This is a genomic window from Periweissella cryptocerci (assembly GCF_004358325.1).
GTDB classification, from domain to species: domain Bacteria; phylum Bacillota; class Bacilli; order Lactobacillales; family Lactobacillaceae; genus Periweissella; species Periweissella cryptocerci.
Window position 1 is genome coordinate 2,452,880 of the sequence record NZ_CP037940.1, and the last position, 26,428, is coordinate 2,479,307.

Below are 26,428 nucleotides of genomic sequence, written 5' to 3' on the forward strand. Positions count from 1 at the left end.
ATTATGAAAAGTATCTCACTTAAACGGATGATTCCTGGTTTAGTAACTGGGGCCGGAACCTGGCTTGGTCCATACATTGTTGCGGTTTCAATTTTCTTGCCATTGAAAATTCAAGCACTTGATGCACCGCACAAGGTGGCATTGGTCGCTGTATTTTCATCAATCGCGATGGTAATCGCAACGATTGCAAATTTATTTGCCGGTGCGTTATCAGATAAAACTAAGTCGCGTTTTGGTAAGCGGACACCATGGTTTGTGATTGGTGGCTTAGCTTCAATGTTGTTACTGATGGGAGCTGCGTGGGCACCATCAATTGCCATCTTGTTAGTTTTTTGGTCACTTTATCAAGTCACTTTGAACATGTCAGTCGCTTCAGTTGGCGTCTTGATGGAATACACGGATAAGGAACAACGTGGATCTGCTTCAAGTGCGTATGGTATTGGGATGTCAATTGGGAACTATGCTTTCCCAATCTTGGGTGCGATGTTCATGAAAAACATTACCCTTGGATTTATCGTATTCGGATTAATTGCTGGGGTCGGTGGGATTTTAACGGCACTTATTATCAAAGAACCATCAAACAAAAATGTTGTTGATTCGCCAGTTGAAAAGAAAGAAAAAAAGTCATTCAAGGAATTGCTTAAATTGATGCCCGGCGTGAAAGAAGGGCGTGACTTCTATCTTGCTTTAGGTGGTAAATTATTATTCGGAATCGGTCAGTTCTTAGTTGTTTCATACCAAATGTTCATTTTGACGGATTACATGAAATTGAGTGAAAAGACGACCCAAGATACGATTCAACTTATCTCAGCGGTGATGATGGTGGCCGCAATCGTCGTTGGCGGTTTAGTTGGACCTTTGGCAGATAAAATTAAATCAATCAAGTTACCAACCTCAGTTGCCGCAATTTTACTTGGGATTGGTGCCATCTTCCCATTCTTCGCTGCGAAACCTTGGACAATGATTGTTTTCGCCATTATCGGTGGGATTGGAATTGGTTCGTGGAATGGGATTGATCAATCATTGAATGTCACAGTTGGTGAAGCTCTGGATAAGGAACGCTTAGGTTTCTTTATGGGAGTTTACAACTTGGGTAACACCTTATGTCAAGCTGCAGCTCCAATTATTGCCGCTGCTTTGATTTCAACTTTAGGTTTCCAAATGATTTTCCCATTCGCTACAATTTTCGCAATTGCCGGTGGGGTGCTGATTCTAATGATTAAGAGTGTTAAGTAAAAAAATGCAAAGAAAAAAACATCTCACGTAGAGGTGTTTTTTCTTTGTATGTGAGAATTTGTTGTGTGTATTAAAAATTTTAATAGGCGCATTTACGCTGAATGCTTACAAGGCAAAATAGTTAAAACGAATAATATGAGTGAAAAAATGGTTTTAATAAATTAGATAAATATTAAGCAGGCAACCGTATTTTACTATTGTGCGTTATAAACTTGCACAAATTCTTTTGCAAAATCGGTCATTTTTACCTGGCCTAGAACGGGCATATGTTCATACAAATCTGCATAGAATTTATCTGGTGTACGACCAGCTATATTCATTTGTAGAAATCCTTTTGCTCCCGCTTCAGTAAGACCACTTGCAATTAAGCCCGCTAATTGTTGCCCATCTGTAATTTCAACATATCTTAAATCAGGCATATCCAGCGCTTCAGCTAAAATTGGAACATACTCATCAGGAGTACTCATTTCGCTAACTACATAAACAACATTGTGTCCAGCAGTTGGCTTTTTCATTGCAGATAGAACTACTGCAGCAATATCACTAGGCGCAACCCAAGCGTGTGGAATGTTAGAGGGAACGTTGCTTACAATCGTGTGGCTTGCTTTGATTGAAGGGATATTCGCATAAAGATTGCTGTAAAAGCCAACTGGTCGAATGAAGGTGACATCTACTCCATTGAGTTCAAGAAGTGCATTTTCAATGAAATGATAGATAGGCAAGGCGCCAACTTCTGGACCGTTTTGAGCCGCAATGCTACTTAAGTTCACAACATGTTTCACACCGCTATTTTGTACAGCATCACGAAAATTGTTACCAACTTGTTGGGCACGTTCAAACATGTTTCCTCGATTTTGAGAGCCACTAACGGAAAGCATTAAGTAAGCTAAGTCTGCTCCCGAAAAAGTATCTGTCAAGAAATCAACGTCCTCCATTGAACCGACAGCAGCTGTTGCCCCAAGTTTTTCTATTGCGGGTACACGTTCAGGACGTGTCGTGATGATCAATACATCATGTCCATCTGCGATTAATTTTGGAACAACAATTCGATTGATATTTCCGAGAGATCCTAGCATAGCAATTTTCATAGTAATTTGCCTTCTTTCTTTTAAAAGATATATCTATCTTTAATGATGATTAAAATATAACAGATAGGGTTATATTTTGTCAATAGGTATAGCTCTATCTGTTTTAATTGTTTTTTGGCGTAATTTCACATAAAATGAAGATATGAAAATTAAAGATGAAGAAAAATATGAAAGAATCCTACAAGCTGCATCAGAAATCATCGAGCGCGATGGCGTGGCGGCTATCTCAACCACAAAAGTCGCAAAACTTGCCGGCGTGCCACAATCAAATATTTATATTTATTTCAAAAACAAGGAGGATTTATTGGTCCAACTTTTCAAAAAAATTAGCGGTAGTTTGGGTAAGGGACAACGAGAAATTTTAGCTAGTAATTTAAGTTTAGAAGAAAAAATAAAAGCAACAATTAAAAACATGTATGATTTTTCAATCAAGAATCCTGACGCAATGGTAGTAATTGAGCAGGTTAAGCAATTACCTGAATTAACACCTTATTTTGCTGCCACATGGGGAAGCACTGAAAATCCTGTAATGGTCATGTTGCATCAAGCAATCGCGGAAAAAATTGTTCATAACATTCCGGATAATATCGCAATGGCAATCGTATTTACAACAATTAATCGGCAAGCACAAAGTATTAATGAGGGCGTCTATACGGAAAAAGAATTTGGATTTGATGAAGTTTACAATTTAATTTGGCGGATGTTTTCGAACTAGTAGGTTGAGGGTATAAAGCGGCGGCCTGAAAATAAACTTGTTAATTCGTACTTTAAGAAAAATAAAATCCCGTCATTCACCGTAAAAAACGGATATGACGGGATTTTGATATGCGAGAATGGTTAAGCAATTAGGGAGTCATACCGGTTGATGACCAATTCAAGTTATCTTGACTCGAGAGACTCACGCGCAAAATTTGACGTAATTCTGCATCAGGTATAGTCCGTAACAACGTAAGATCTTTTTTTGATTTGGAGGTTGTGCCAGCAAATGTGGCGACATTAATCTGAGCAAAGGCATCTGCATAGGTAGCTTGTTTTTGTGGTGATAATTTTGCCGTTGCTGGACTAGTGGTTAACATGCGCTCAGCAAAACGGCGTCCAGACTGATACAAAGCAGCGTGATCAGTAGCGAGCATTTGTTTAGCTTTTGATGAACCATATTTAGCTGTCCATGTGGTCAGCAAATCAATTGGTTTGGCGTGATAGGCTAATTGGTGATTGTGATAATCATAGGTTAATTCGCCATAATAGTGTGGGGAGACGGGTAAGGCCCCTTGAGTTATGTCGGTTAATCCAGCTTGTGTCGTGATGCTTTGGGCGTGCATATGACCGGAGATTGTTAAGTGTACGCCGTATTCTCGCAATACTTTATCAAAAGTCTGGTAATTATTGACCGCAAAGTGACCAGCAAGATTGCCATGGACTAGAGCGCTATGGTGTAAGACGGGAATTATTGTTGCCCCGGCTTTTTTAGCAGCTTTTAAACTTGCGGTGATGTAACGGCCGGTTGCTGGTTTAAAATAGCCATCATCTGCAGATTTTTGTAAAGCTTGATTATGGTCGTAGATATTTGAATCTAACATCAGGAACCAAAGCTTTTTTGCAGGCTTAACCAGATAAGAAAGACTGGCGGCGTCTTTAGTACTTGCTTGGGTGTAGCCGTCATTTTGGAAAATTGTCTGAAAGTCGGCTGGTGACATTTGATCAGTGAGATTTGTTTTTGCGCCTTTAAATGAACGTGCTTGGGGGTTATTAATATCGTGATTACCTGGGATAACATATGTTTTGATGCCGGCCTTACGTAATCGCGTCAGTTGGTTAGCGAGATATTGGGCGTTGCGAGCTTCACCATTACTAGTCAAGTCACCAGCAATGATGACAATCGCTGGTTTTGTTTGCAGTAACTGAGTGATGGTTGCTTGTAAAATTTGCGTATTATAATTAATATCCATACCAGCACTAGTATTTTCAAAAGTTTTCCAAGCGGTTCCGTTATCGTGAAGTTGCTCGGCGAGTACGTGCGTATCAGAAAGTACCGCGATTTTGATGTTTTGGTTAGCGTGGATTGGTGCTGTATTTAAGTATGAGGTGTGTTGATGATATAAGGTTGCCCCGATGCCCGCAAGCACCAATAGTATGATACCAATGATTGGAACTAGTAGTTTTTTCATAATGCTAATTATACTCATATTGAATGTGATGAGAAAGCAGTTTTCGGAATACGGCGTCGTTAAAAATAAGCAACAAGGGGATATTCACTCCTTAAGTGGCAAAATTGTTAAACAAGTATGGTTAATCGTGAGAAAACGTGTGTTGTGCTTTACTTGCAGTAAACACAGAGGTTATACTTATAGTTGGAATTTTGCACGTTGCACTCAGCGTTTGTGGATATGATGAGTGGTGTCTTTAACGGTTTTATTTCGTAGGCACAAGTATTTTTAATATGCATTTGTAAGTTGCCTAGTAATCAAAGTATTGAATGCAGGTAACTGATAAGGAGAAAACAATGGCGTTTGTCGATCAAGTTAAAGTTGAAGTAAAAGCCGGAAGTGGTGGCGATGGTATCGTCTCATTCCGTCGTGAAAAGTTTGTTGATATGGGTGGTCCTTTCGGGGGTGACGGTGGTCGTGGTGGTTCAATTATCCTCCGCGTTGATGAAGGGCTACGGACTTTGATGGATTTCCGTTACAACCGTCACTTCCGCGCTGAACATGGTGATAAGGGTGGTACCAAGGGTATGACCGGCCGTTCAGCCAAAGACATGTATATCAAAGTCCCACAAGGAACTACAGTTTCTGATGCTGATTCTGGTCAAGTGCTCGTTGATTTGACTGAAAACGGTGATGAATTTGTGATTGCGCGTGGTGGTCGTGGTGGTCGTGGTAATATTCACTTCGCGACACCTGCCAATCCTGCACCAGAACTTGCCGAAAATGGTGAACCTGGTCAAGTACGTAACATTAAATTAGAATTGAAAGTTCTGGCCGACGTTGGTTTGGTTGGTTTCCCATCTGTTGGTAAATCAACATTGCTCTCAATCGTAACCTCTGCTAAGCCTAAGATTGCTGAATATCACTTTACGACCTTGGTTCCTAACTTGGGAATGGTACGTTTGGATGATGGTCGCGACTTTGTTATGGCCGATTTACCTGGTTTGATTGAAGGTGCGTCTACTGGGGTTGGACTTGGGATTCAGTTTTTGCGTCACGTCGAACGGACGCGGGTTATCTTGCACGTGATTGATATGAGTGGGATTGAAGAAACTGACCCATATGAAAACTACGTTAAGATTAATGAAGAATTGAAAAATTATGATCCATCAATTCTTGATCGCCCACAAATTGTGGTGCCTTCAAAGATGGATATGCCAGATGCTGAAGAAAACTTGAAGAAGTTTGAAGACCGCTTGGATGAAGATCCATATTTGGCAGAACGCCCATTAGTGATGCCAATATCTGCATTGACACGTCAAGGTTTAACACCATTGTTGGCAACGACGGCGGACTTACTCGACGTAACACCTGAATTCCCAATGAAGGGGATTGACGCTGATGTTGAAGATGCTATGTATGAACTTGATGAGGACGAACCAGCCTTCACAATTTCAACTGGTCAATATGGCGAATGGGTCTTGAGTGGTGAAAAGATTGAAAAACTTTACCGCATGACTAACACAACCACGGATGAAAGCTTGATGCGTTTTGCGCGTCAACTTCGTGGAATGGGTGTTGATGATGCCTTGCGTGAAGCTGGAGCACAAAACGGGGACGAAGTCTTGATTGTCGACTTCCGCTTTGAATTCTCAGATTAAATATTTAATGCAGCACTTTCAGTTTTTCTGGAGGTGCTGTTTTTTTGTTTTTACTTATTTGACTTATAAGAAAGTATGGCTCTGTTCCGTCTGACGCGGGATTGAATAAACTTGGTCACTTCGTTAGTTAGGAATAATGTAACTAGCGAAAACAGTTACCGACCACAGGCCGTAGTAGCATGGAAAAAAGCTGAGAACCATTAGAGCCCCAGTAATTCGATGATTGAAAAGTGCGGAAACGACAATCCCACGCTAGAATAAATAGCCATTTTTTGATTTATAATAAAGTATCGATTTGAGCACAGCCCAATCTTGTGGGGGCATTGATATTGAACAATTTTAAATAATAAAGGACTCCAAGTCCGTTAGATTATGGCTAACGTTCCGGGAGTCCTTTATTTGGAATTTTAGGTAAATTTTGAGTCGCGGATATAGGTGCTAAAAGTTATTAAACGCCGAAATGCAATAAAAAGCCAACTGCAAAAACAGCGACGAACAGGACGAGAATGAGAATCAATAGGCGCCAGCTGACTTTAATTTGGGCTTTGTAAGCGGCGAGAACTTCTAGGCCACCAACTAGGGCAATCGCTAAAATTATTTTGAGCGTCGCTAGGAACCAGTGGTGTGGGAAAGCATCGAAAGCCAGCAGACCACCAGTAACAAAAAGGACTAAGTAGAGCGCGCGGTTGACAGTTACCAAAACTTTGAGGCGTTTATTTGTACGCGCAAAAATAATGAGGATGGAGACAACTAATAGTAACATTGCGCAGATTAAATGGAGTAAGAGAGTTATTGGCATGGGAAAATCCTTTCTTAATATTTTCAATTATTATATCATACCACCTAATTAGATTTTCAAAGACGCAGTTGAATTGTGAGCCAGAGGCCTAGGTAGTTAAGCCAAATGATAAATAAAATTGTCGCTAATTCAACAGATGTTTTTCGACAATGAAAATGCGAAAAGACGGTTGATTTATAAATTTGGCTTTGTTAATATATACCGATGGTTCATCGGACGTTGGCAAAAAGTTAAATATAAAAAAGTTTAATTCGAGGTAGAAAAGCATGGTAGTTGCAACAGAAGAAGTTGAAAATAACTCAGGATTCAATATTGGTGACTTGGTTCAGGCAAAGAAATTTGCAAACCTGGAACATGATTTTGAAGGAACCGTTGAAAAAATATATGATCACGCACTACTAGTGGTGATTACTGAGAATGATCCAGAAGATCAATCTACTGTTAATGAATATAATCACCGGGCCATCATCCGGATGAGTGAAACAGAAGTATTGATTCCAGCACCGGAACCAGAGCCAGTTGCCACTGATGAAGCTGCGGATGTAGTGGCTGACGGTGAGTAGATTTATTTCATTTTTTTGGAAATTTCATTAAAAATAAGATTAAACAGATTAATTATTGCAAATTCGCGAGAATCGTATATAATTAATCTTGTATTGCGAAGTTAGTTTAGTGGTAAAATAACAGCTTCCCAAGCTGTGGTCGCGGGTCCGATTCCCGTACTTCGCTTTTCAGACTAATAAAGTCATTCAATTTAAGGATAACAATCAGCGTTCGCTCAGCAAGTTTGGGGTGTTGTGAGCCAGACCGAATTAGATTGTTGGCGCGTTAATTGATAATAATTGCATATCTAATGAGTGGAATTTATTTCAATTAGAGTGGTACCACGGGTAAAAACTCGTCTCTTGCAGTAAAATGTGAGTGACGAGTTTTTTTGTTTCTTTGAATTATGAATGAATTTGTTACGACTGGGATGGATTAGTCTGAATTAACAATTATTGTGATTACTAAAATGAAATAAACAGCAGATAGGGAGATAGCCAAAATGGATAACAAGACACAAGTAGCTAACGCAATCGCCGCAGTATTGGGCGACCAATTGAGCTTCGATGATATCATTGTCAAAATTGAAGTACCAAAGACCTCAGATTTGGGTGATTTAGCTTTTCCAACATTTATGTTGGCGAAGACAATGCACAAGGCACCCCAACAAATCGCCGCAGGTATTGTTGAAGAAATCAACAAAGATGGCTTTGAAAAAGTTGTTGCAATGGGGCCTTATGTTAACTTCTTCTTAGACAAACAAGTTGTTGGTGCCAACATCTTGAATGAAGTTTTGTCAGCAGGGGCCGACTACGGTAACAATGAAGATGGGAACCATGGTAACGTGCCAATTGACATGTCATCACCTAACATCGCTAAGCCAATGTCAATGGGGCACTTGCGTTCAACAGTTATTGGGAATGCCTTAGCTAACATTTTGACGAAGAACGGGTATAACCCAATCAAGATTAACCACTTGGGTGACTGGGGTACACAATTTGGTAAGTTGATGGTTGCTTACAAAATGTGGGGATCTGAAGAAGCAGTTAAAAAAGACCCAATTAACACGTTGGTTAAGTACTACGTGCGTTTCCACGAAGAAGCTAAGGAAAAACCTGAAATGGACGATGAAGGTCGTGCATGGTTTAAGAAGCTTGAAGACGGGGATGCGGAAGCACAAGAACTCTGGAAATGGTTCCGTGATGAATCATTGAAGGAATTTTTGACGCTCTACGATGAACTTGAAATTACTTTTGACTCATTCAATGGTGAAGCATTCTACAACGATAAGATGGATGCAGTTATCGATACTTTGAATGAAAAGCAACTCTTGGTTGAATCACAAGGTGCCCAAATTGTTGACTTGGAAAAGTACAACTTACCAGTGGCAATGATTAAGCGGACTGATGGCGCTACTTTGTACATGACCCGTGATTTGGCAGCCGCCATTTACCGGAAGAACGAATACAACTTTGTGAAGAGCTTGTATGTCGTTGGTGGTGAACAACGTGAACACTTCCAACAAATGAAAGCAATCTTGAAGGAAATGGGATACGCCTGGTCTGATGACATTGAACACATCCCATTTGGTTTGATTACGGTTGATGGTAAGAAACTTTCAACTCGTTCAGGTCGGATTATTTTACTTCAAGACGTGTTGGATGATGCCGTTAAGTTGGCAGGTCAACAAATCGAAGAAAAGAACCCTGATCTTGCTAATAAGGAACAAGTTGCCCGCGAAGTCGGAATTGGCGCCGTGGTCTTCCATGACTTGAAGAATGAACGTTTGAACAACTTCGACTTTAGCTTGGCTGAAGTGGTGCGTTTTGAAGGTGATACTGGTCCATACGTCCAATACTCACACGCACGTGCCCAATCAATCTTGCGTAAGGCAGGGAACCCAGATCTTGCCGGCGTTGACTTGAAAATTTCTGATGAAGCTGCTTGGGATACTTTGAAGGCCTTGGCTGACTTCCCAGCAACTGTTCGTCGTGCGTTACGCGACCGCGAACCATCAATCATTGCCAAGTATGCTTTGAACTTGTCTCGTGCTTACAACAAGTACTACGCTAACTCAAAGATTTTGACTGATGATACTGAAAAGCCAGCTCGTTTAGCACTCGTTAAGTCAGTTGCGACTGTCTTAGCTGAAAGCCTGCGTTTGCTTGGCGTACATGCACCAAACGAAATGTAATTTATTGGAGAACCGCGATGTAGAAGTCGCGGTTTTTTGTGATGTTCTCAAACTATTGCCTAGGGTATATTCCGTGGTACGTGAGTATTCTTAAATAAAAGTACAGAAATGAGAATCCCACGCTAGAATAAATGGAGATATTCTAGAGATTTTCTGATGAGTTTTAGGAAATACCAACACTCAATAGCTAAGGACTTCTTAAGTACGCGATAGTTGTATTTATGCAGATAATAGTATATGGTTACGTTAATTGGTATAATTTGGGGCTATTTTTACCAAGGGATAAATTGTTTTAGTAACTTACGATATCCATAGAATATGTATGGACTCGGGGTGGGTTGATTTTTGGCTCATTCTTGCAGACAGAAATTGAGGGGAAAACAATGGTACCAGACATTTCATCATCATTAGCAAACTTAGTTAATACAACACAACATCACTACGCACATATTGCTGCGGGACATGATTTTATCCGGGCATGGGCGATTCAATTTGAATTAGTGTATACCGATTTTCGGGAAGTAATTCGGGATTTACCCGCAGATCAAGTACCAGCGTTCACCCAAGCGTATCAAGCAGTTTTCTCATATGAATGGGAATTTGTCGCTGGTGGGTTAGCTGGCTTTCAAGCAAAATATCCAACAAAAGCTGATTTGGAAAGTTACAAAAAAGCGGTTGATGATTTAGTGGAGCTTGCAGAAAAACTCCAGTAAAGTTAATCGGATTGTATTAAAGGGGGGGCTATATGATTAGGACTGAAAAAAATATTGCCTATGGACCACTTGACCAACAAACATTAGATGTCTACGTGCCAGATAAACCAAATGGTGCAGCAATCTTGGATTTGCACGGTGGTGGCTGGTGGCAAGGCGATAAGGCAAAAGAAGCCAAAATTGCGACAATTTTAGCTGATGCTGGCTATCTCGTAGTAGCCGCTAATTATCGTTTAGCGACTGCAACCGAAAATCATTATCCAACTCAAGTTGATGACGTCAAACTAGCAAATGAGTGGCTGATTAGTAGTGCTTACGATTTTGATCGTAAGCGCCTTGGGTACTTTGGCGGCTCAACGGGTGGTAATTTAGCTACTGAGTTAGGCTTAGCTACTGGGCGGCCATTTGTCTCTTGGTCAGGTTTGTTAGATTTAGCGGGTTTTTATAATACTCACCTTGAATTGGTACCAAAACAACTTGTAATTGGTAAGTCGGTTCCGAGTGACCAAATCGATCAAGATGGAGCGAATGATGCGTATTACAAGTGGATAATCATTAATTTACTCGGGGACCAAGTGAGCCCCGAAAAATTAGTTGCGGCGACATTGTATCAACGGATTAGTAAGCAGTCTGGACCTGGATTGTTAGCTAATTCAATGCATGAAATTGTGCCAGCTTATGAGCATCAAAAAGTAGCACAACTATTGCAGGAAGCTGATGTTCCAGTTGAAACAATTTTGTTAGCAGGGAATCGCCATGCTGAAGCATATCAAGAAGATGCGTTACCAGCGACCTTAGCATTTTTGAAACGGTATTTGCTGGCGTAAGAGATTGAAACTAGTTTTAAAATTTTAAATATTGGAGCGACCATCTTTCAAAACGAAGGGTGGTCGTTTTTGTGCGGTCTGGATTGGTAAATTTAGGAAAAATTCAGACATCTTGGATGATTTCTTTTCCATAATGGGGCGTTAATTTAGTATAATGAGAAATAATTAATGAAAACGAGGAATCAATCAATGAAACGAGCCGTAGTTACAGTTGTCGGAAAAGACCGGAGTGGTATTATCGCAGAAGTTGCCACTGCTTTAGCGAACCACCAAGTTAATATTTTGGATTTGAGCCAAACGATTATGGATGATGTTTTCACGATGAGCATGTTGGTAGACGTCACGGCTGTGGATGAACATTTTGATGATTTACAAGATGATTTGAACGAATTAGCCGGTGCACTTGGTGTTACCATTCACACGCAACGCGAAGAATTATTTGACGCGATTTCAAAAATTTAAGGCGGGATAAGATAAATGGACATATCACATATTCAAGAAACAATTGCCATGGTAGCCGAAGAACATTTTGATATTCGGACAATCACGATGGGAATTTCACTATTAGACTGTATTGATGCGGACCCTGATCAAGCCGCACAAAATATTTACGATAAAATTACGACCAAAGGTAAGAATTTGGTCGCAGTCGCTGAACAAATCGAACGTGAATACGGCGTACCTATCACGAACAAGCGGGTAACGGTAACGCCAATCGCCTTGGTTGCCGGTAAGACAGCAGCCAAAGACATGATTAAGTATGCCAAAGCAATGGACGCTGCTGCCAAAAAAATCGGGATTGATTACATCGGTGGCTATTCAGCTTTAGTCCAAAAAGGCTTCAGCAATGGCGATTTAGCACTGATTAATTCATTACCCCAAGTATTAACGGAAACCGATATCGTCTGTGCCTCAATCAACGTAGGCTCAAGCAAAGCCGGCATCAACTTAGATGCCATCAAGTTGATGGGTGAAAAAGTTTACGAAATGGGTCAAATTAACGAAGTTGCTAATTCAAAATTAGTCATTTTTGCCAATGCGGTTGAAGATAATCCATTCATGGCTGGTGGATTCCACGGTGTCTCTGAAGGCGACGTGGTAATTAATGTCGGTGTTAGTGGACCCGGTGTGGTGAAACGGGCGCTGGAAGAAGTTAGGGGCCAACCAATTGATGTCGTTGCTGAAACGGTCAAGCGCACAACGTTCAAGATTACGCGTATCGGCCAAATGGTTGGTTCATTAGCCGCTGATCGGCTCGATGCTGAATTTGGGATCGTTGACTTATCATTGGCACCAACACCAGCGCGTGGTGATTCAGTCGCTGAAGTGCTCGAAGAAATTGGCCTCGAACAAGTCGGTGCTCACGGCACAACCGCGGCATTAATGCTCTTAAACGACGCCGTTAAGAAGGGTGGCGTGATGGCTTCACAACGTGTTGGGGGCTTGTCAGGAGCGTTTATTCCAGTATCAGAAGATGCGGGGATGATTGATGCCGTCGTTGCCGGCACACTATCGCTTGCTAAACTAGAAGCAATGACTTCAGTGTGTTCAGTCGGCTTAGACATGGTCGCAATTCCCGGTGACACGCCAGCCACAACAATCAGTGCAATGATTGCCGATGAAGCAGCCATTGGTGTACAAAATAATAAGACAACGGCCGTTCGCCTATTGCCTGCTAAGGGTAAGGGCATCGGCGACACGATTGAATACGGTGGCCTCTTTGGGAGTGCACCTGTCATGGAAGTAATTGATAAGTCATCCGCTGACTTTATTAATCGTGGTGGCCATATTCCGGCACCAATTCATTCGTTTAAGAACTAAAATAATTGTGAGAGACTCGACATTTAGGTGTTGGGTCTTTTTTGCTACTAGTGGCTAAATGTGATGAATGCAAGAAATTTGTGTAAAACTTGTGATAATAATCACGAGGAATAACAAAAAATGATATAATGAATTCGAATATACTTATAAGGAGATCATCATATGAAAAAGACAGAATACAGCGTTGGTTTAGACATTGGTACCGGATCAGTCGGATGGGCTGTAATTGGAGATGATTATAAATTAATTAGCGCAAAAGGTAAAAATTTAATTGGAGTTCGGCTATTTGAAGGTGCTGAAACGGCCGAAGAACGACGTGGATATCGAACAACTCGGCGACGGTTATCTCGCCGCCATTGGCGATTAAACTTATTGAATGAATTTTTTTCATCTGAGCTTCAGTTGGTTGATAATAATTTCTTAGCGCGATTAAAATATAGTTGGGTGCATCCTGATGATACCAATAATCCCCATTTTGGTGCGGGTATTTTTGCAGACCAAATCAAAGAAAAAGAATTTTATAGCAAATATCCAACAATTTATCACTTACGTCATGAATTGATGATAGATACAAAACAACATGATTTACGTGAAATATATTTAGCAATTCATCACATTGTTAAGTATCGCGGTCATTTTTTGAACGCAGCAAATCAAATGAGTGCCAAAAATTCATTCAATGTTACGGCTTTTATTCATGCGATGGAAGAATATAATGCTGATACGGAAAATATATTTGCAACAATAATTAATCCCGAAAAATTTTCGCTAGCATTAACAAATCATAATGCGCGTAATAAAACTGTTCGAGTTGAAGACGCAATGCAGTTTATTGAAGGTGACAAGTTAGCACTCAAGGCAATGAAGGCAGTGCTAACAGGATTAGTTGGTAACGTTGCAAATATTGAAACAATTTTTTCTATTCCAGACTTGGATAAGGATGAAAAAAAGTTATTCAAGTTGAATTTCGATGTGGAAGATCGGGATACTTTACTAGAACTAATTCGAGAAAAATTGTCGGTTGAACAGGCTGAAATGTTAGATGCAATTATTGAAGCCTATGAAGGTATAACCTTGAAAATGATTTTAGGAGAGCATACTTCAATTAGTGCATCAATGATTGAAAAGTATAAAGCTCACCATGAGGATTGGGAATTTATTAAAGCAAATATCCGTAATCGGGAAAATAAAGATGAAATTAATACAGCATATAAAGCCGTTTTGAGTGTCGATGAAAATCTGCATAAGGACGGCCTTAAGGTATTCAAAAAATTAATAAGCGCTGCTGAAATTGTTGAAAACGATAAGGCTGATTTGTTAAATAAAATTGAAAATGATGAATTTTTGCCACGACAACGGACAAAGCAAAATGGAATATTACCTCATCAATTACATTTAGCGGAACTTGAAGCAATTATTGAAAAACAAAAAAAGTATTATCCATTTTTGGCAGAAGAATACACGCAAGAGGGGAAAACACAAACAAAATTAGCAGGATTACTTAAATTTCGGGTTCCGTATTACGTAGGTCCGCTAGTTGAAGCTGATAAAGTTGCTGGCGATGGTACAAATCACTGGTTGATTCGTAAAAGCAACGCTTCTCAAAATATTACACCTTGGAACTTTGCTGATATTGTTGATAAGGACGCAAGTGGTGAAGCGTTCATTTCACGTTTAACAGGTACGGATACTTATTTGATTGGTGAACCAACATTACCTGAAAAAAGCCTGTTATATCAGGACTATAATGTACTTCAAGAATTAAATAATGTGCGTGATGAAAATCATCGGCGACTGGACGTTAGAACTAAACAAGCAATCTTCGAGAAAGTTTTTAAAATTCACAATAAAATATCAGCACAAGTTGTTGAAGAATTTATCTTGAGTCAGACTGGAAAGAAATTTGAGATTAATGGTTTAGCGGATACAAAATCAAATACATTTAATAATCAACTCTCAACTTATAATTTTTTTGTTAGTGTTCTTGGACGTGAAAAAGTCGAAACACTCTCACCACAATTACTTGAAGAATTGGTTATGGTGCAAACTGTTTTTGAGGATCGAGAAATTAGATTACGCCGTTTGGCACAACCACAATTCGCTGTATTTAGTGCCGATGAGAAAGAAAAATTGGCAGCAAAACATTACACCGGTTGGGGGCGTTTATCCCAAAAATTGCTAACTTCTAAATTTATTGAAATTAATTTAGAGACAGCCGGTGACGTAGTTCCACAAAAACATAGTATTTTTGAACTGTTATACCATACTGATCAAAATTTAATGGAGATTTTGAATAATGGTGATTACGGTGTTCAAGATTGGCTTAATGAACAAAATAGTGTACAAGAAGAGAACGCTATTAAAGAACAAATTGAAGCACTTGCGGGGCCTAAGAATATTAAACGAGGTATCACGCAAGTATTCCGTATTCTAGAAGATTTGCGTAAAGTTCTTGGTGGCAATCCAGAAAAAGTTTATATTGAGTTCGCGCGTGAACCTCAAAATACAGGAATAACTAACTCCCGTTTACGGCGAGTTCAGGATTTATATAGTAGTGCATCACTGAATGAAACGTTTAAAGACTTAGCAGCTAGTTTAGCGGAACAAACAAAAGAATCAATTCAGGATGACCGCTTATATTTATATTATCTCCAAGAAGGTAAAGATATGTATACGGGTGAACCGATTGAGTTGGAGCACTTGTCTGAATGGTATGATATCGATCACATCATTCCACAAGCATTTACCAAGGACAATTCATTAGATAATCGAGTGTTGGTAAATCGGGGCACAAACGCGCGGAAAGCTGATTCACCCACTTACACGGATGACATTATTACAAAACGTAAATCTTGGTGGAAATCTTTGTTGGAACTTGAGTTAATCAGTAAAAGTAAGTATGAACGTCTAACAAATCGAAAAGGTGATTTTTCAGAGGCACAAACTAGCCGGTTTATTGCACGACAACTAGTCGAAACGCGGCAGATTATTAAAAATGTGGCCAATTTGATTGATGTTAACTATGCTGCTGAGGGTAAACATATCACTACCGCGGTTAAGGCATCATTAACGGCAGAAATGCGACGCTATATTGCGTGGCCTAAAAATCGTGATATTAATGATTATCATCACGCACATGATGCATTGTTGATGGCAACTGTTGGTAAGTATATTGATCGCCGTGGTTTCTTTAGTAAAGGACGGGTTAGTGACGCAGCAGGTAACAGTTATTATCGGTACACTAAGGATTGGATGAAAAAAGTCCGTAGTGGCGCCAAAGATGATAGTGTTCGAATTCAACCATATGGATTTATTGTAGGATCGATGAATTCTAAGGATATTCAACAACAAGTTAATCAAGATACTGGTGAAATTGTCTGGAGTGACGCTAGTCGAGAATATATTTGGAAAGTTATGGATTATTCGAAAATTTTGGTAACAAAGCGGAGCAGTGATCAAACTGGACAATTATATAATGAATCACGTTATCAAAGTAAGTTGCATGATGTTAAATCGAAGGGGAAATTTGCTTTTGACAAACATAAGAGTGTGGACCTATATGGTGGTTTTGATTCGGCTAAGCCAGCATATGCAGCATTAGTGTTTACTAAGAAAAAATATCGATTGGTGAATGTTCTACGGGAGTGGGTTGAAAATGCACGCGGGAATGACGAATTTTTAATTAACAAAATTCGTGAAATGTACCCAGATGCTAAACTAGTCCTTAATCACATTCCTTATGGACAGGTATTGGTTAAAGATGGAGCTTTAGTGACTGTGTCATCGGCAACTGAATTACACAATTTTCAACAATTATATTTGTCTCGTGAAGAGTATAAAAAAATTAGTCAATTATTAAAGGCACAACATGAAAAAATGGGCGATAATGACAATTTTTTAGAAGCGTTTGATTTAATCATGACGCATGCTAAAAAATATTATCCATTACATCAAAACGCTTTAACCAAGGTTGAGATGAAGCGTGCTGATTTTGAAACGTTATCATTTGAAGATAAACAGCAGACATTGAGTCGAATTTTATTAGCTCTGCATGCAAATCCTTCAAACACGGATTTAAAAAAAATAAAGGCGTCAGGTGAGTTTGGACGTTTGAAAAATACTGGTGTGTTAAATGAACATGATTTATTTGTATATCAGTCAGCAACGGGACTATTTGAACAAAAATATACAGTTGAAGAGTTAGCGAAACGGGCAAATCTTTAGACACCAATAGGACGCACTCTGCAATTGAGTGCGTCTTATTTTTTATGTTACTAAATTTATGCAAAAAAAAAGGCCATAAGGCCATCTCCAAGGAGATAAATAAGCTCAGTCGAAACTTTGCTTTACTTCAATACTGTATGTCAGATCAATGACATTGAACCGATGTGGTATGACTAGTACCACAAATATATTATAACACACCGGAGGTGAAAAATGAGTTGGCGATCGTTATTAATTACGCAACATTCAAAGTTAACGTATAAGATGAATCATTTAGTCATTACAACACAGACAGATGTAATTCAAGTTCCGATTGATGATGTTAGGGTTGTAATTGTTGGAACAACTCGTGCTGCAGTAACTAGTTATGCGGTGATGGAAATTATCAAGCATGATATTAAGTTAATTTTTACAAGTGAGAATGGTATGCCGATTGGGGAAATCAATCGGTACCATGGGCACACTAGTCGTAACATCAATATTTTAAAGCAATTTAAGTGGTCAGATATGCGCAAACAACAACTATGGCAACTAATGATACAAACAAAAATTACCGTTCAACAGCAAGTATTGGAAGAAACAAGTAATAATAGCGAGGCAATGGACAAGCTTGTCGATTCAGTTGAAGTGGGTGATGAAACAAATCGTGAAGCTGTTGCGGCAAGGCTATATTTTCCGCGACTATTTGGTAAAAATTTTACTAGGCGGGATGATAAGCAAGTACAAAACGGGGCACTAAACTATGGATACGGTATTTTAATTGCGAATTTAGCGCGCGAAATTTCAGAATTTGGATATTTAACAGAACTGGGAATACATCATGATAATGCAAATAATGAATTTAATTTGGCGAATGATTTGATGGAGCTATTCCGTCCGTTGGTAGATCGGATTGTTTATTTGCAGGATAAGGGAGAACTAACAAATGCAATGAAAGGTGATTTAATCAATGTTATCAATCTATCAGTCGGTTGGAATGGGAAAGAAACGCAAATTACTACCGTGATTACGGAAGTTGTGCGGACAAGTTTATTGTTTCTTGAGGAGAAATCAGAGCTACCTGAATGGCGGATTGAGATATGAGGTATCGAGTTATGCGATTAATGTTATTTTTTGATTTGCCTGTATTAACAAGTGAACAACGTCGGAACTATCGTCGTTTTCGCAAACAATTAATTAATGAAGGCTTTTTGATGATTCAAGAAAGCGTTTATGTACGAGTAGCAATAAATCGAAAAAGTGCCGAATTTCTTGAAAAACGATTATTAGATGTAGTACCACCTGAGGGTATCGTGCAAACGTTAATAGTAACTGAAAAACAATATGCTTCAATGAATTTTCTGGTAGGAGCAAGTATTGACGATGTGAAAAATAACGATGACAAGGTAATTATCATATGAAATATTTAGTAACTACGTTTCCGTATCAACCTGTTGAGATTGAAGGCTTGACCGTGTTAGGAATTAGTGACACACAGTTATACTGGCAAATATTAAATGGTTTGTTAGATCCAGAGAGTGAAAAGGTAATTGTTAGTATCAATGACAAGGTTGTAAAAAAAGAATACAGAGTACTAGGGGATATCGCCGGAATTTCAGAAGTATCAAGCCTATTTAAAAAACAAGCGATGAGTAAATTAACGGCTTATTTAGATGAGCATATTCAACAACGAATGTTTGAAATAGATTGTGAAATAAAAACAATGCTGTGGCAAGTGATTTCGGAGAGTGATTTGCCCCTGGAAATCACCGATGGATGGGATGTTGGTAACGTCTTAAAAGCCCAGAATATCAACGTTTCTTCATTGGAAACGGGCTCTGGATATGATAAAATGGATAGTATAATAAACATTGCGAGTGAACTTAGCGATACTAGTTTGCTTATTTTTTCAAATGTACATCTATACTTATCTCTCGAACAAATTGACTATTTGTTTGAGGACATTAAACAAAAAGAATTGTCGGTTCTCTTCCTTGAAAAAACAACATCTAAATTGAGACTAGCTCCCGAATTTGCAGATAATAATCACTTTATAGACGATGATTTTGTTCAGCTTTAAGACTAAAAGTTCGAACAAAAGATGCAGAAAAAGGTGATAGCGTAAAAGTATGTTCGTTGGAATGTTATCAATACGAACGAGCTGTCTGCTTCAGATGTATGTCAGATCAATGATGTTTGAACCAATTCTTAACGCAATTTGGGATTAACACAAGCTTCAGATGTATGTCAGATCAATGATGTTTGAACCACGCATCACAAATCAATGCGCACAACGCAAGCTTCAGATGTATGTCAGATCAATGATGTTTGAACCATGATTGTTGTGTAAGTTGTAACTGTGTTAGCTTCAGATGTATGTCAGATCAATGATGTTTGAACCATAGCTGAAAGTGACCTTAAAGCTATTAGGGCTTCAGATGTATGTCAGATCAATGATGTTTGAACCACACCGACGCTAGCCACAACGCTAGTGTTAGCTTCAGATGTATGTCAGATCAATGATGTTTGAACCCCATTTGAGCAGCGCCAATCCCAATGGCTAGCTTCAGATGTATGTCAGATCAATGATGTTTGAACCAAAGTTGGTGACTATGACGTTGCTAAAGCAGCTTCAGATGTATGTCAGATCAATGATGTTTGAACCGGTAAGTAGCGTCAATTAAATCGTCTGGTAGCTTCAGATGTATGTCAGATCAATGATGTTTGAACCTTGGTAGCTTGAGCGGTACACAGTCAGCTGGCTTCAGATGTATGTCAGATCAATGATGTTTGAACCAACGCTTCATAGCTACCACATTTACAGTGTGCTTCAGATCAATGATGTTTGAACCATTACGATCATCTTGGCGACCTAACGCATTGCTTCAGATGTATGTCAGATCAATGATGTTTGAACCACTGCATTCGTAGCGCAATACGTCTCGGTAGCTTCAGATGTATGTCAGATCAATGATTATTGATGATCGTCAAGATTGGGAACTTACGGATAGTGAGTTAAAAAAACGGAATGAAGAACGGTATATCGTGGCGCTTAGATGTGTATTAAATCAATGAGTTTTGAACCTTGCTGTACGTTGAATGCTTACGTGGTCAATGGCTTCCTATTTTTGTACGAATTTTAATAGCTTTTGAGTACCATCCAGAGTTAAAACACCATTGGTGGTAAACGATTTGATTGTAGCGATATGGAAATAGCTATTCAAAACCAATCACTTGCATTACGATAGCATGTGAGACAAAATTATCTTGGGTACATCGAAGATAATGCGGGCAATTACAGAGCTTCAAGAATTTATTCGCGTTCGTCGTAACTCAAGGAATGTATCGTATTACTACAATTTTGTTTTCGTCAATCACGGGGATAGCCTAGCAAGTTGGAGTCAAACCCAATTGTCTATTTTTGATAACTTTGTTTCATTTGGAGTAAGTAAAATAGGTGTAAAGTGATGATTTATATTCCACGTGACGTATTTAAAAATATCGATAACATGAACAAGGTGTTTGATGTTTTAAATCAATTTAAAATGCTTGATATTGGGACAGTGCAAGATTTCAAAGTGATGGATGAAAGGTTCACGCATGTAGTTAATTTTATTGAGCATGACTTGCACGAACAGAAGCTGCTAAATACATTAAGCAAAGTAGCATTATTTAAAAAGAGCAACCAAAATCAAGCTTCATATACGTATCAAATTAACAATCAGTTTTCCAATCGAGTTGTAATGGTTCCTAAAGGAATTGCTTCAGATGTGTGTCAGATCAATGAGTATTGAATCTTAGTAATGACTGCTTTATCACCCGTTGACTAGGGTGCTGTAATTGTATAAGAGTGTAGAATGATTGACCGTCTCGAAACTATCATTCACTCGTTGTTTAGAATCTGTTTGCTTGTTTGCAAGCGGACTTCAAATTAATTTCAAGTGCTTGAACCATTTTTTATAGTTAATATGATGGTATTGAGGAAAAAGAAAACAGTCCAAGTATTTATGTTAGCTTGAATCACGGAAAGGTGAGGGTGTTTGAACTATGATAAGAGAATGTTATGTAGATGCTCTTAAAACACTTAAACTAAGGACAGCTGATGATGTTGGTGAGGTTACTCGTTTGGCTGCGGATAGTATGGGATGGAAATATAAGGTGATTAAAGATGTCTGAAAAATTATTTATAGATGATCGCCCAGATACAATGCTTACTGAAAAAGAATTAGCGGAACGGTATAAGGACGTTTGGATGATTGATATGACAACGAAAGAGCAACAAGCTAGCTTGGCGAAAATGGTAAAACGGGCTAAAGAAATGGGGTTAATAAAATAAAAAACAATTCACATAACAGTGAGTTGCTTTTCATTTGGTCCACAATACCTTCCGCCCAACTAATTTAAATCCATCACCGATATTTCAATACAAAATCAAGAATTCCAAGATGCACTGATAGATTTTGTAAATACAAACAAATCACCACTGAGGCTCCTAAAAATTTTATGAGTCTTTTTTGTGCATTTCCGTCAGAACATTGTATAATTACCAGAGCTTACAGCAAGCGATGAAATCAATATAGGGAGCAATCTATGATCAAAAAAGAACGTTTGACAGTTATTGCCGAGATTTTAGAAAAGGAACCGGTGGCTAGTCAGCAGGAATTAGTTGCTGCACTTGCTAAACGTGGGATTGATGTGCAACAATCATCGATTTCACGTGATTTGGCAGCGTTGAATTATGTTAAAGTGACGGGTGCTAATGGGGTTACGCATTATCAAAAAATATTAGCTAGTGATAGTCGCGACCGTGATCATTTACATGAAATGGTCAGCGAAGTGATGATCTCGATTACACGGATTCAATTTATGAATGTTATTAAGACATTACCAGCTAATGGGAACTTGTTAGCGGCGGTGATTGATGACTTGGCAATGCCTGAAGTTGTGGGTACGTTGGCTGGGCATGATACAATTTACGTGACTAGTCCAGACGAGGAAACTGCCACGAGATTGTATGATGAGCTGCTTGAATACTTGAGTTTAACGGATATTTATTAATAATTGATTTAATTTAGAAGGTAACGAGTTAATTCGCAAAGCAATTAGGAATAATTGTGGTAAAATTCATGTTACGGTTTTTGTGGTATACAAATAAAAAGTCGCAAGTGTTTTAAATTAATTAATGGAGTACCAATGAAAAATAATTCTTCTGTATCAACATTTAAAAAAATAAGAATCAAAATCGATGACGTAATTGGGCCGTTTTGGCGGCGCTACCAAATTAAACGGTGGATTATTGTTTTAATTCTGAGTGTCATTTTTTTGCTCAGCGCATATTTAACCTTTGAAGCGAAGACCGCCAACGTCAAAAATTTACAGGCGGCACTTGAACAAACGACGGAAATTTACGATAAAGATGGTGATAAAGCCGGTACATTGTTCGCCCAAAAAGGGACGTATGTGAAGTTAGATAAAATTTCACCGAATTTACAAAATGCAGTGCTTTCAACCGAAGACCGGAATTTCTATCATGAATATGGATTCTCTGTCAAAGGGATTGCCCGTGCGGTCGTTCTTGCGGTACGTAATAAGTTAACCGGTGCCGATTATATTGCGGGTGGTGGTTCAACTATTACGCAACAGCTTGTTAAGAACGCGTTGCTTTCCCAAGAACAAACGGTTTCGCGGAAGGCGCGGGAAATTTTCTTATCAGTTGAAGTTGAAAATTGCTATTCAAAGCAAGAAATTTTAACGATGTATCTGAACAATGCTTATTTCGGCCGTGGAGTCTGGGGTGTTGAAGACGCCTCTGAACGGTACTTCGGGGTGCATGCAAGTCAACTTAAGGATAGCCAAGCAGCGACCTTAGCGGCAATGCTACGGTCACCAGTGATTTATGATCCAATTGCTAATCCTAAGAACTCGCACGCACGTCGGAACTTAGTGCTGGACTTGATGGTTGAAAATAAAAAATTACCAGAAGCCAGTGCCAAGGCTGCTCAAGCGGCACCAACGCACATTGTGAATAACTATAAACGCGGAGCGACGTATCAATATCCATGGTTCTTCGATTCAGTTATTAACGAAGCGATTAACAAATACGGGCTAACCGAATCAGATATTATGAACCGTGGTTATAAAATTTACACAACATTAGGGCAACGCATTCAAACTTCGATGCAAAAGCAGTTTGATGCTAGTTGGAACTATCCAACGTCAGATGTCCAAGCAGCTTCAATTGCAGTTAATCCTAAAACGGGTGGGGTGCTTGCGGTTATTGGTGGACGTGGGAAACACGTTTTCCGTGGCTTTAACCGCGCAACACAGATGAAACGCCAACCAGGTTCAACGATGAAGCCACTAGCTGTCTATGCGCCAGCAATTGAGAATGGCTACTACTATGACTCCGAATTGAGCGATAAGGAAACGTCATTTGGGACCAATCATTACAAGCCAACCAATGAAAATGGTCTCTATCAAGATAAAATGCCAATGTACAAAGCACTCCAACAAAGTGTGAATGTACCAGCAGTTTGGTTACTCAATAAAATTGGTGTTGATACTGGTTTTGATATGGCGCAATCATTTGGCATGGATTTGACGGATGATGATAAAAACTTGTCACTAGCACTCGGGGGTACCCATACAGGGGTCTCACCATTACAATTGGCACAAGCATATGGTGCCTTTGCAAATAGTGGAACGATGAATCATGCGTACTTTATTCGTAAGATTGTTGATGCCTCGGGTAAAGTGATTGTTGATAACGAAACACCCAAAACAACCAAAGTCATGTCGGCTAAAACCGCTAACACGATGACTAGTATGCTCCAAGGTGTCTTTAGTTATGGTACTGGGGCTTCTTCAAAACCATACGGCTATGCGATTGCTGGTAAAACTGGGACGACTGAAGCATCTGGTACAAATGAAAAGAGCGGTTCAAATGATAAATGGATTGTCGGCTACACACCAGACTTGGTCATGGCGACATGGGAAGGTTACGACAACAATTCATCCGGTAAAACTTTATCAGCTAATCCAGCATACAACGTCGGGCCATTGTTCAAAACGGAAATGTCTGCAGCCTTGCCATATACTAAGGGCACAAAGTTTAGTGTTCCTGATGCGAACGTCATGGCGGCTGGAAACACCTCGAACAGTTCGGTTGATAACTTCTTTAATTCATTTGGCGATGCAAGTAAGGGCGTTAAAGACGGTGCTAACAAGGTCAAAGACAAAGCTAAAAATTTGTGGGACCAAGTCAAAGGGCTGTTTGGTTAAAATATGACCAACATGCAGATTTTTTCAAAAAATGGAATGATTTGCGAACCAACGGCGGTCAGTGTTTTTAAAACATGTTATGATATATCTACAAAATAAATTTAAATAAAGGTGATTAAACGATGGTTAACATTTACGATACAGCGAACCAATTAGAACGTGATTTACGTGAAACTGATGAATACAAGGCTTTGGAAGAAGCATTTGGTACGATGAAGGCTGACCAAGAATCATACTTGGTTTTCAAGGAATTCCAAAATGCCCAAATCGAAATCCAACAATTGATGAGTCAAGGCCAAGCGCCTGACGAAACCAAGATGAAGGAATGGCAAGAAATTGCTGCCAAGATTGAAAAGTACCCATTAGTGCAAGCTTTGATGGCTCACGAACAAGCAATGGACGTAATGATGCGCGACATTAATGCGATTGTTACTAAGCCTATGGCAGATTTGTACAAAAACTAATCCAACAAGCGGAGTTCTCAGCTAATCGTTGTCATGACGGTCAGTTGGGAACTTTTTTATTGAATTGCAACGACTTAATTTCGGTTGACGTGGGATTGAATAAAATTTGTCACTGCGTTAGTTAGTGATAATGTTCAAACTAGTGGAAAACAGTTGTCAACCACAGTAGCATGAAAAAACATTGACAATAGAACCTCTGCAATTCGATGATTGAAAAGTGCAGAAACGACAATCCCGCGCTAGAACCATAGAAATCAACAGTGGCTTGACGTTTCGGATGCAATGCAAAATTATTGATACAAGTTAGTTGAAACAAAAAAGGCCACAGGAATTAAAATTAAAGGCAATTCGTTAGTTGTGAAGACAATCTCATTGTCATTACAACCGCTTTCGAGTAAAATAATAAAGTATGAATTTAAGAGAGAAGGAAAAGTGTTAAAAAATGAAAACTAAATATAAATTGAGTCTCCTTTCAATGTTGACCCTCTTGGTCGTCTTCTTGAGCGGATGTGTGCGCACGAAGAAGGTTGATGGGAATTTGATTCCATTTGGGATGGTTTGGAACTACTTAGGACACCCACTTGAAAATCTTATGAATTGGATTGCGGGTATGTTCGGTGGTGTTCATGCTGTTAACGCGGTTGGTTGGGCCGTAATGATTTTGACGATCATTGTGCGTTTAATCTTGTTACCAATGATGGTTTCACAACAACACAAGTCAACGATTCAACAAGAAAAGATGAGTATGTTGCGGCCACAACTTAACAAGTTGCAAGAAGCTTCTAAGAACGCCACGACACAAGAAGAAAAAGCCGCTGCCTCACAAGCTACGATGCAAGTGTACAAGGCGAACGGTGTGTCAATGACTGGTGGAATTGGCTGTTTACCAATTTTGATTCAATTACCAGTGTTCTCAGGTTTGTATGCGGCTATTCGCTACTCACCATCATTATCCGGTGCAACCTTCTTCGGAACTGCTTTGAACAAGCCAAGCATGGTGTTGGCAATATTGGCCTTCGTCGTTTACTTGATTCAAGGTTGGTTGATGCTCATGGGTGTCCCTGAAGAACAAAAGAAGATGATGCGTACAACGATGTTCTTGAGCCCCGTGATGATTTTGGTCTTCTCATGGTCAACTAGTGCGGGTCTTGGGCTCTACTTCTTCATTGGTGGGGTATTTGCCATCATCCAAACTTTAATTATTAACATCTTACGTCCACGGATTCGCGACAATGTTTCTAAGACTTTCATCGTTAAGGAAGTAGCTGATGAAATTTTGAAGGATTTCCGCAAAGAAGTGAAGGGAACTGAAGTTAGTTCAAAGCCAAACGCGGCAAAACAAACTAATGACCCTAACAAAAAGCGTAATGCAGGTAAGCAACAACGTAAAAATTAAGCGTAATGAAAGAATCTGATTTTTATATCAGGTTCTTTTTTCGTGCAACAGGCAC

Annotated in this window: 22 protein-coding genes, 1 tRNA gene and 1 CRISPR repeat array; of the genes, 20 read left to right on the forward strand and 3 right to left on the reverse strand. The window is 39.3% G+C overall.

Annotated features, from left to right (window positions below):
• Positions 1-3: 3 nt before the first annotated feature.
• Positions 4-1,236: an MFS transporter gene (locus EQG49_RS10870; RefSeq protein ID WP_165964876.1), complete on the forward strand. Its 1,233-nt coding sequence runs from the start codon at positions 4-6 to the stop codon at positions 1,234-1,236.
• A gap of 194 nt (positions 1,237-1,430) precedes the next feature.
• Here the strand turns inward: EQG49_RS10870 and EQG49_RS10875 are convergent, their stop codons facing one another.
• Positions 1,431-2,324 carry an NmrA family NAD(P)-binding protein gene (locus EQG49_RS10875; RefSeq protein WP_133363987.1) on the reverse strand — a complete coding sequence of 298 codons (894 nt, stop codon included), beginning with the start codon at positions 2,322-2,324 and terminating at the stop codon, positions 1,431-1,433.
• Positions 2,325-2,466: 142 nt separating this feature from the next.
• Here EQG49_RS10875 and EQG49_RS10880 point away from each other — a divergent pair, with 142 nt between their 5' ends.
• Positions 2,467-3,039 carry a TetR/AcrR family transcriptional regulator gene (locus EQG49_RS10880; RefSeq protein ID WP_133363988.1) on the forward strand — a complete coding sequence of 191 codons (573 nt, stop codon included), beginning with the start codon at positions 2,467-2,469 and terminating at the stop codon, positions 3,037-3,039.
• Positions 3,040-3,169: 130 nt separating this feature from the next.
• On the opposite strand, the gene EQG49_RS10885 is transcribed toward EQG49_RS10880, so the two are convergent.
• The gene (locus EQG49_RS10885) at positions 3,170-4,510 is read right to left on the reverse strand and encodes a metallophosphoesterase family protein (protein ID WP_133363989.1); all 1,341 of its coding nucleotides are present in this window, start codon (positions 4,508-4,510) and stop codon (positions 3,170-3,172) included.
• A gap of 317 nt (positions 4,511-4,827) precedes the next feature.
• Here EQG49_RS10885 and obgE point away from each other — a divergent pair, with 317 nt between their 5' ends.
• The gene (gene obgE, locus EQG49_RS10890; protein WP_133363990.1) at positions 4,828-6,132 is read left to right on the forward strand and encodes a GTPase ObgE; all 1,305 of its coding nucleotides are present in this window, start codon (positions 4,828-4,830) and stop codon (positions 6,130-6,132) included.
• A 448-nt stretch (positions 6,133-6,580) separates the two neighbouring features.
• On the opposite strand, the gene EQG49_RS10895 is transcribed toward obgE, so the two are convergent.
• Positions 6,581-6,931: a DUF1516 family protein gene (locus EQG49_RS10895; RefSeq protein ID WP_279232842.1), complete on the reverse strand. Its 351-nt coding sequence runs from the start codon at positions 6,929-6,931 to the stop codon at positions 6,581-6,583.
• A 266-nt stretch (positions 6,932-7,197) separates the two neighbouring features.
• Between EQG49_RS10895 and EQG49_RS10900 the strand changes: the two genes are divergently transcribed.
• The 17 genes from EQG49_RS10900 (at position 7,198) to yidC (ending at position 26,373) form a co-directional block, all read left to right on the forward strand.
• Positions 7,198-7,494: a hypothetical protein gene (locus EQG49_RS10900; protein ID WP_133363992.1), complete on the forward strand. Its 297-nt coding sequence runs from the start codon at positions 7,198-7,200 to the stop codon at positions 7,492-7,494.
• A 95-nt stretch (positions 7,495-7,589) separates the two neighbouring features.
• Positions 7,590-7,660: transfer RNA gene (locus EQG49_RS10905), tRNA-Gly, on the forward strand.
• A gap of 316 nt (positions 7,661-7,976) precedes the next feature.
• Complete coding sequence (gene argS, locus EQG49_RS10910; protein ID WP_133363993.1) at positions 7,977-9,668, forward strand: arginine--tRNA ligase; 1,692 nt, start codon at positions 7,977-7,979, stop codon at positions 9,666-9,668.
• A 383-nt stretch (positions 9,669-10,051) separates the two neighbouring features.
• Positions 10,052-10,381: a hypothetical protein gene (locus EQG49_RS10915; RefSeq protein ID WP_133363994.1), complete on the forward strand. Its 330-nt coding sequence runs from the start codon at positions 10,052-10,054 to the stop codon at positions 10,379-10,381.
• A 32-nt stretch (positions 10,382-10,413) separates the two neighbouring features.
• Positions 10,414-11,208, forward strand: a complete 795-nt coding sequence (locus tag EQG49_RS10920; RefSeq protein ID WP_133363995.1) for an alpha/beta hydrolase — start codon at positions 10,414-10,416, stop codon at positions 11,206-11,208.
• 189 nt (positions 11,209-11,397) lie between these two features.
• Positions 11,398-11,670, forward strand: coding sequence for an ACT domain-containing protein (locus EQG49_RS10925; RefSeq protein WP_133363996.1), 273 nt, complete (start codon positions 11,398-11,400; stop codon positions 11,668-11,670).
• Between the two features lie 15 nt (positions 11,671-11,685).
• Positions 11,686-13,029, forward strand: coding sequence for a PFL family protein (locus tag EQG49_RS10930; protein ID WP_133363997.1), 1,344 nt, complete (start codon positions 11,686-11,688; stop codon positions 13,027-13,029).
• A 162-nt stretch (positions 13,030-13,191) separates the two neighbouring features.
• Positions 13,192-17,253 (forward strand): type II CRISPR RNA-guided endonuclease Cas9, encoded by a 4,062-nt coding sequence (gene cas9, locus EQG49_RS10935; RefSeq protein ID WP_133363998.1) that lies wholly within the window; start codon positions 13,192-13,194, stop codon positions 17,251-17,253.
• A 213-nt stretch (positions 17,254-17,466) separates the two neighbouring features.
• Positions 17,467-18,336, forward strand: a complete 870-nt coding sequence (gene cas1, locus EQG49_RS10940) for a type II CRISPR-associated endonuclease Cas1 (RefSeq protein WP_133363999.1) — start codon at positions 17,467-17,469, stop codon at positions 18,334-18,336.
• 11 nt (positions 18,337-18,347) lie between these two features.
• Positions 18,348-18,653, forward strand: a complete 306-nt coding sequence (cas2, locus tag EQG49_RS10945) for a CRISPR-associated endonuclease Cas2 (RefSeq protein ID WP_207668553.1) — start codon at positions 18,348-18,350, stop codon at positions 18,651-18,653.
• Positions 18,650-19,312 (forward strand): type II-A CRISPR-associated protein Csn2, encoded by a 663-nt coding sequence (gene csn2 / locus EQG49_RS10950; RefSeq protein WP_133364001.1) that lies wholly within the window; start codon positions 18,650-18,652, stop codon positions 19,310-19,312. The genes cas2 and csn2 overlap by 4 nt, the downstream gene beginning before the upstream one ends.
• Positions 19,313-19,399: 87 nt before the next feature.
• A CRISPR array of direct repeats spans positions 19,400-20,216; the repeat unit is 36 nt; unit sequence GCTTCAGATGTATGTCAGATCAATGATGTTTGAACC.
• 483 nt (positions 20,217-20,699) lie between these two features.
• The gene (locus EQG49_RS10955; RefSeq protein ID WP_133364002.1) at positions 20,700-21,026 is read left to right on the forward strand and encodes a hypothetical protein; all 327 of its coding nucleotides are present in this window, start codon (positions 20,700-20,702) and stop codon (positions 21,024-21,026) included.
• 374 nt (positions 21,027-21,400) lie between these two features.
• A complete protein-coding gene (locus tag EQG49_RS13755; protein ID WP_165964878.1) occupies positions 21,401-21,568 on the forward strand; it encodes a hypothetical protein in 168 nt (55 codons plus the stop codon).
• A 254-nt stretch (positions 21,569-21,822) separates the two neighbouring features.
• Positions 21,823-22,290 (forward strand): arginine repressor, encoded by a 468-nt coding sequence (locus EQG49_RS10960; RefSeq protein ID WP_133364003.1) that lies wholly within the window; start codon positions 21,823-21,825, stop codon positions 22,288-22,290.
• 135 nt (positions 22,291-22,425) lie between these two features.
• The gene (locus tag EQG49_RS10965; RefSeq protein ID WP_133364004.1) at positions 22,426-24,513 is read left to right on the forward strand and encodes a PBP1A family penicillin-binding protein; all 2,088 of its coding nucleotides are present in this window, start codon (positions 22,426-22,428) and stop codon (positions 24,511-24,513) included.
• 122 nt (positions 24,514-24,635) lie between these two features.
• Positions 24,636-24,977, forward strand: a complete 342-nt coding sequence (locus EQG49_RS10970; RefSeq protein ID WP_133364005.1) for a YlbF/YmcA family competence regulator — start codon at positions 24,636-24,638, stop codon at positions 24,975-24,977.
• Positions 24,978-25,419: 442 nt separating this feature from the next.
• Entirely contained in the window at positions 25,420-26,373 is a 954-nt protein-coding gene (gene yidC, locus EQG49_RS10975; RefSeq protein WP_133364006.1) for a membrane protein insertase YidC, read from the forward strand.
• Positions 26,374-26,428 lie beyond the last annotated feature (55 nt).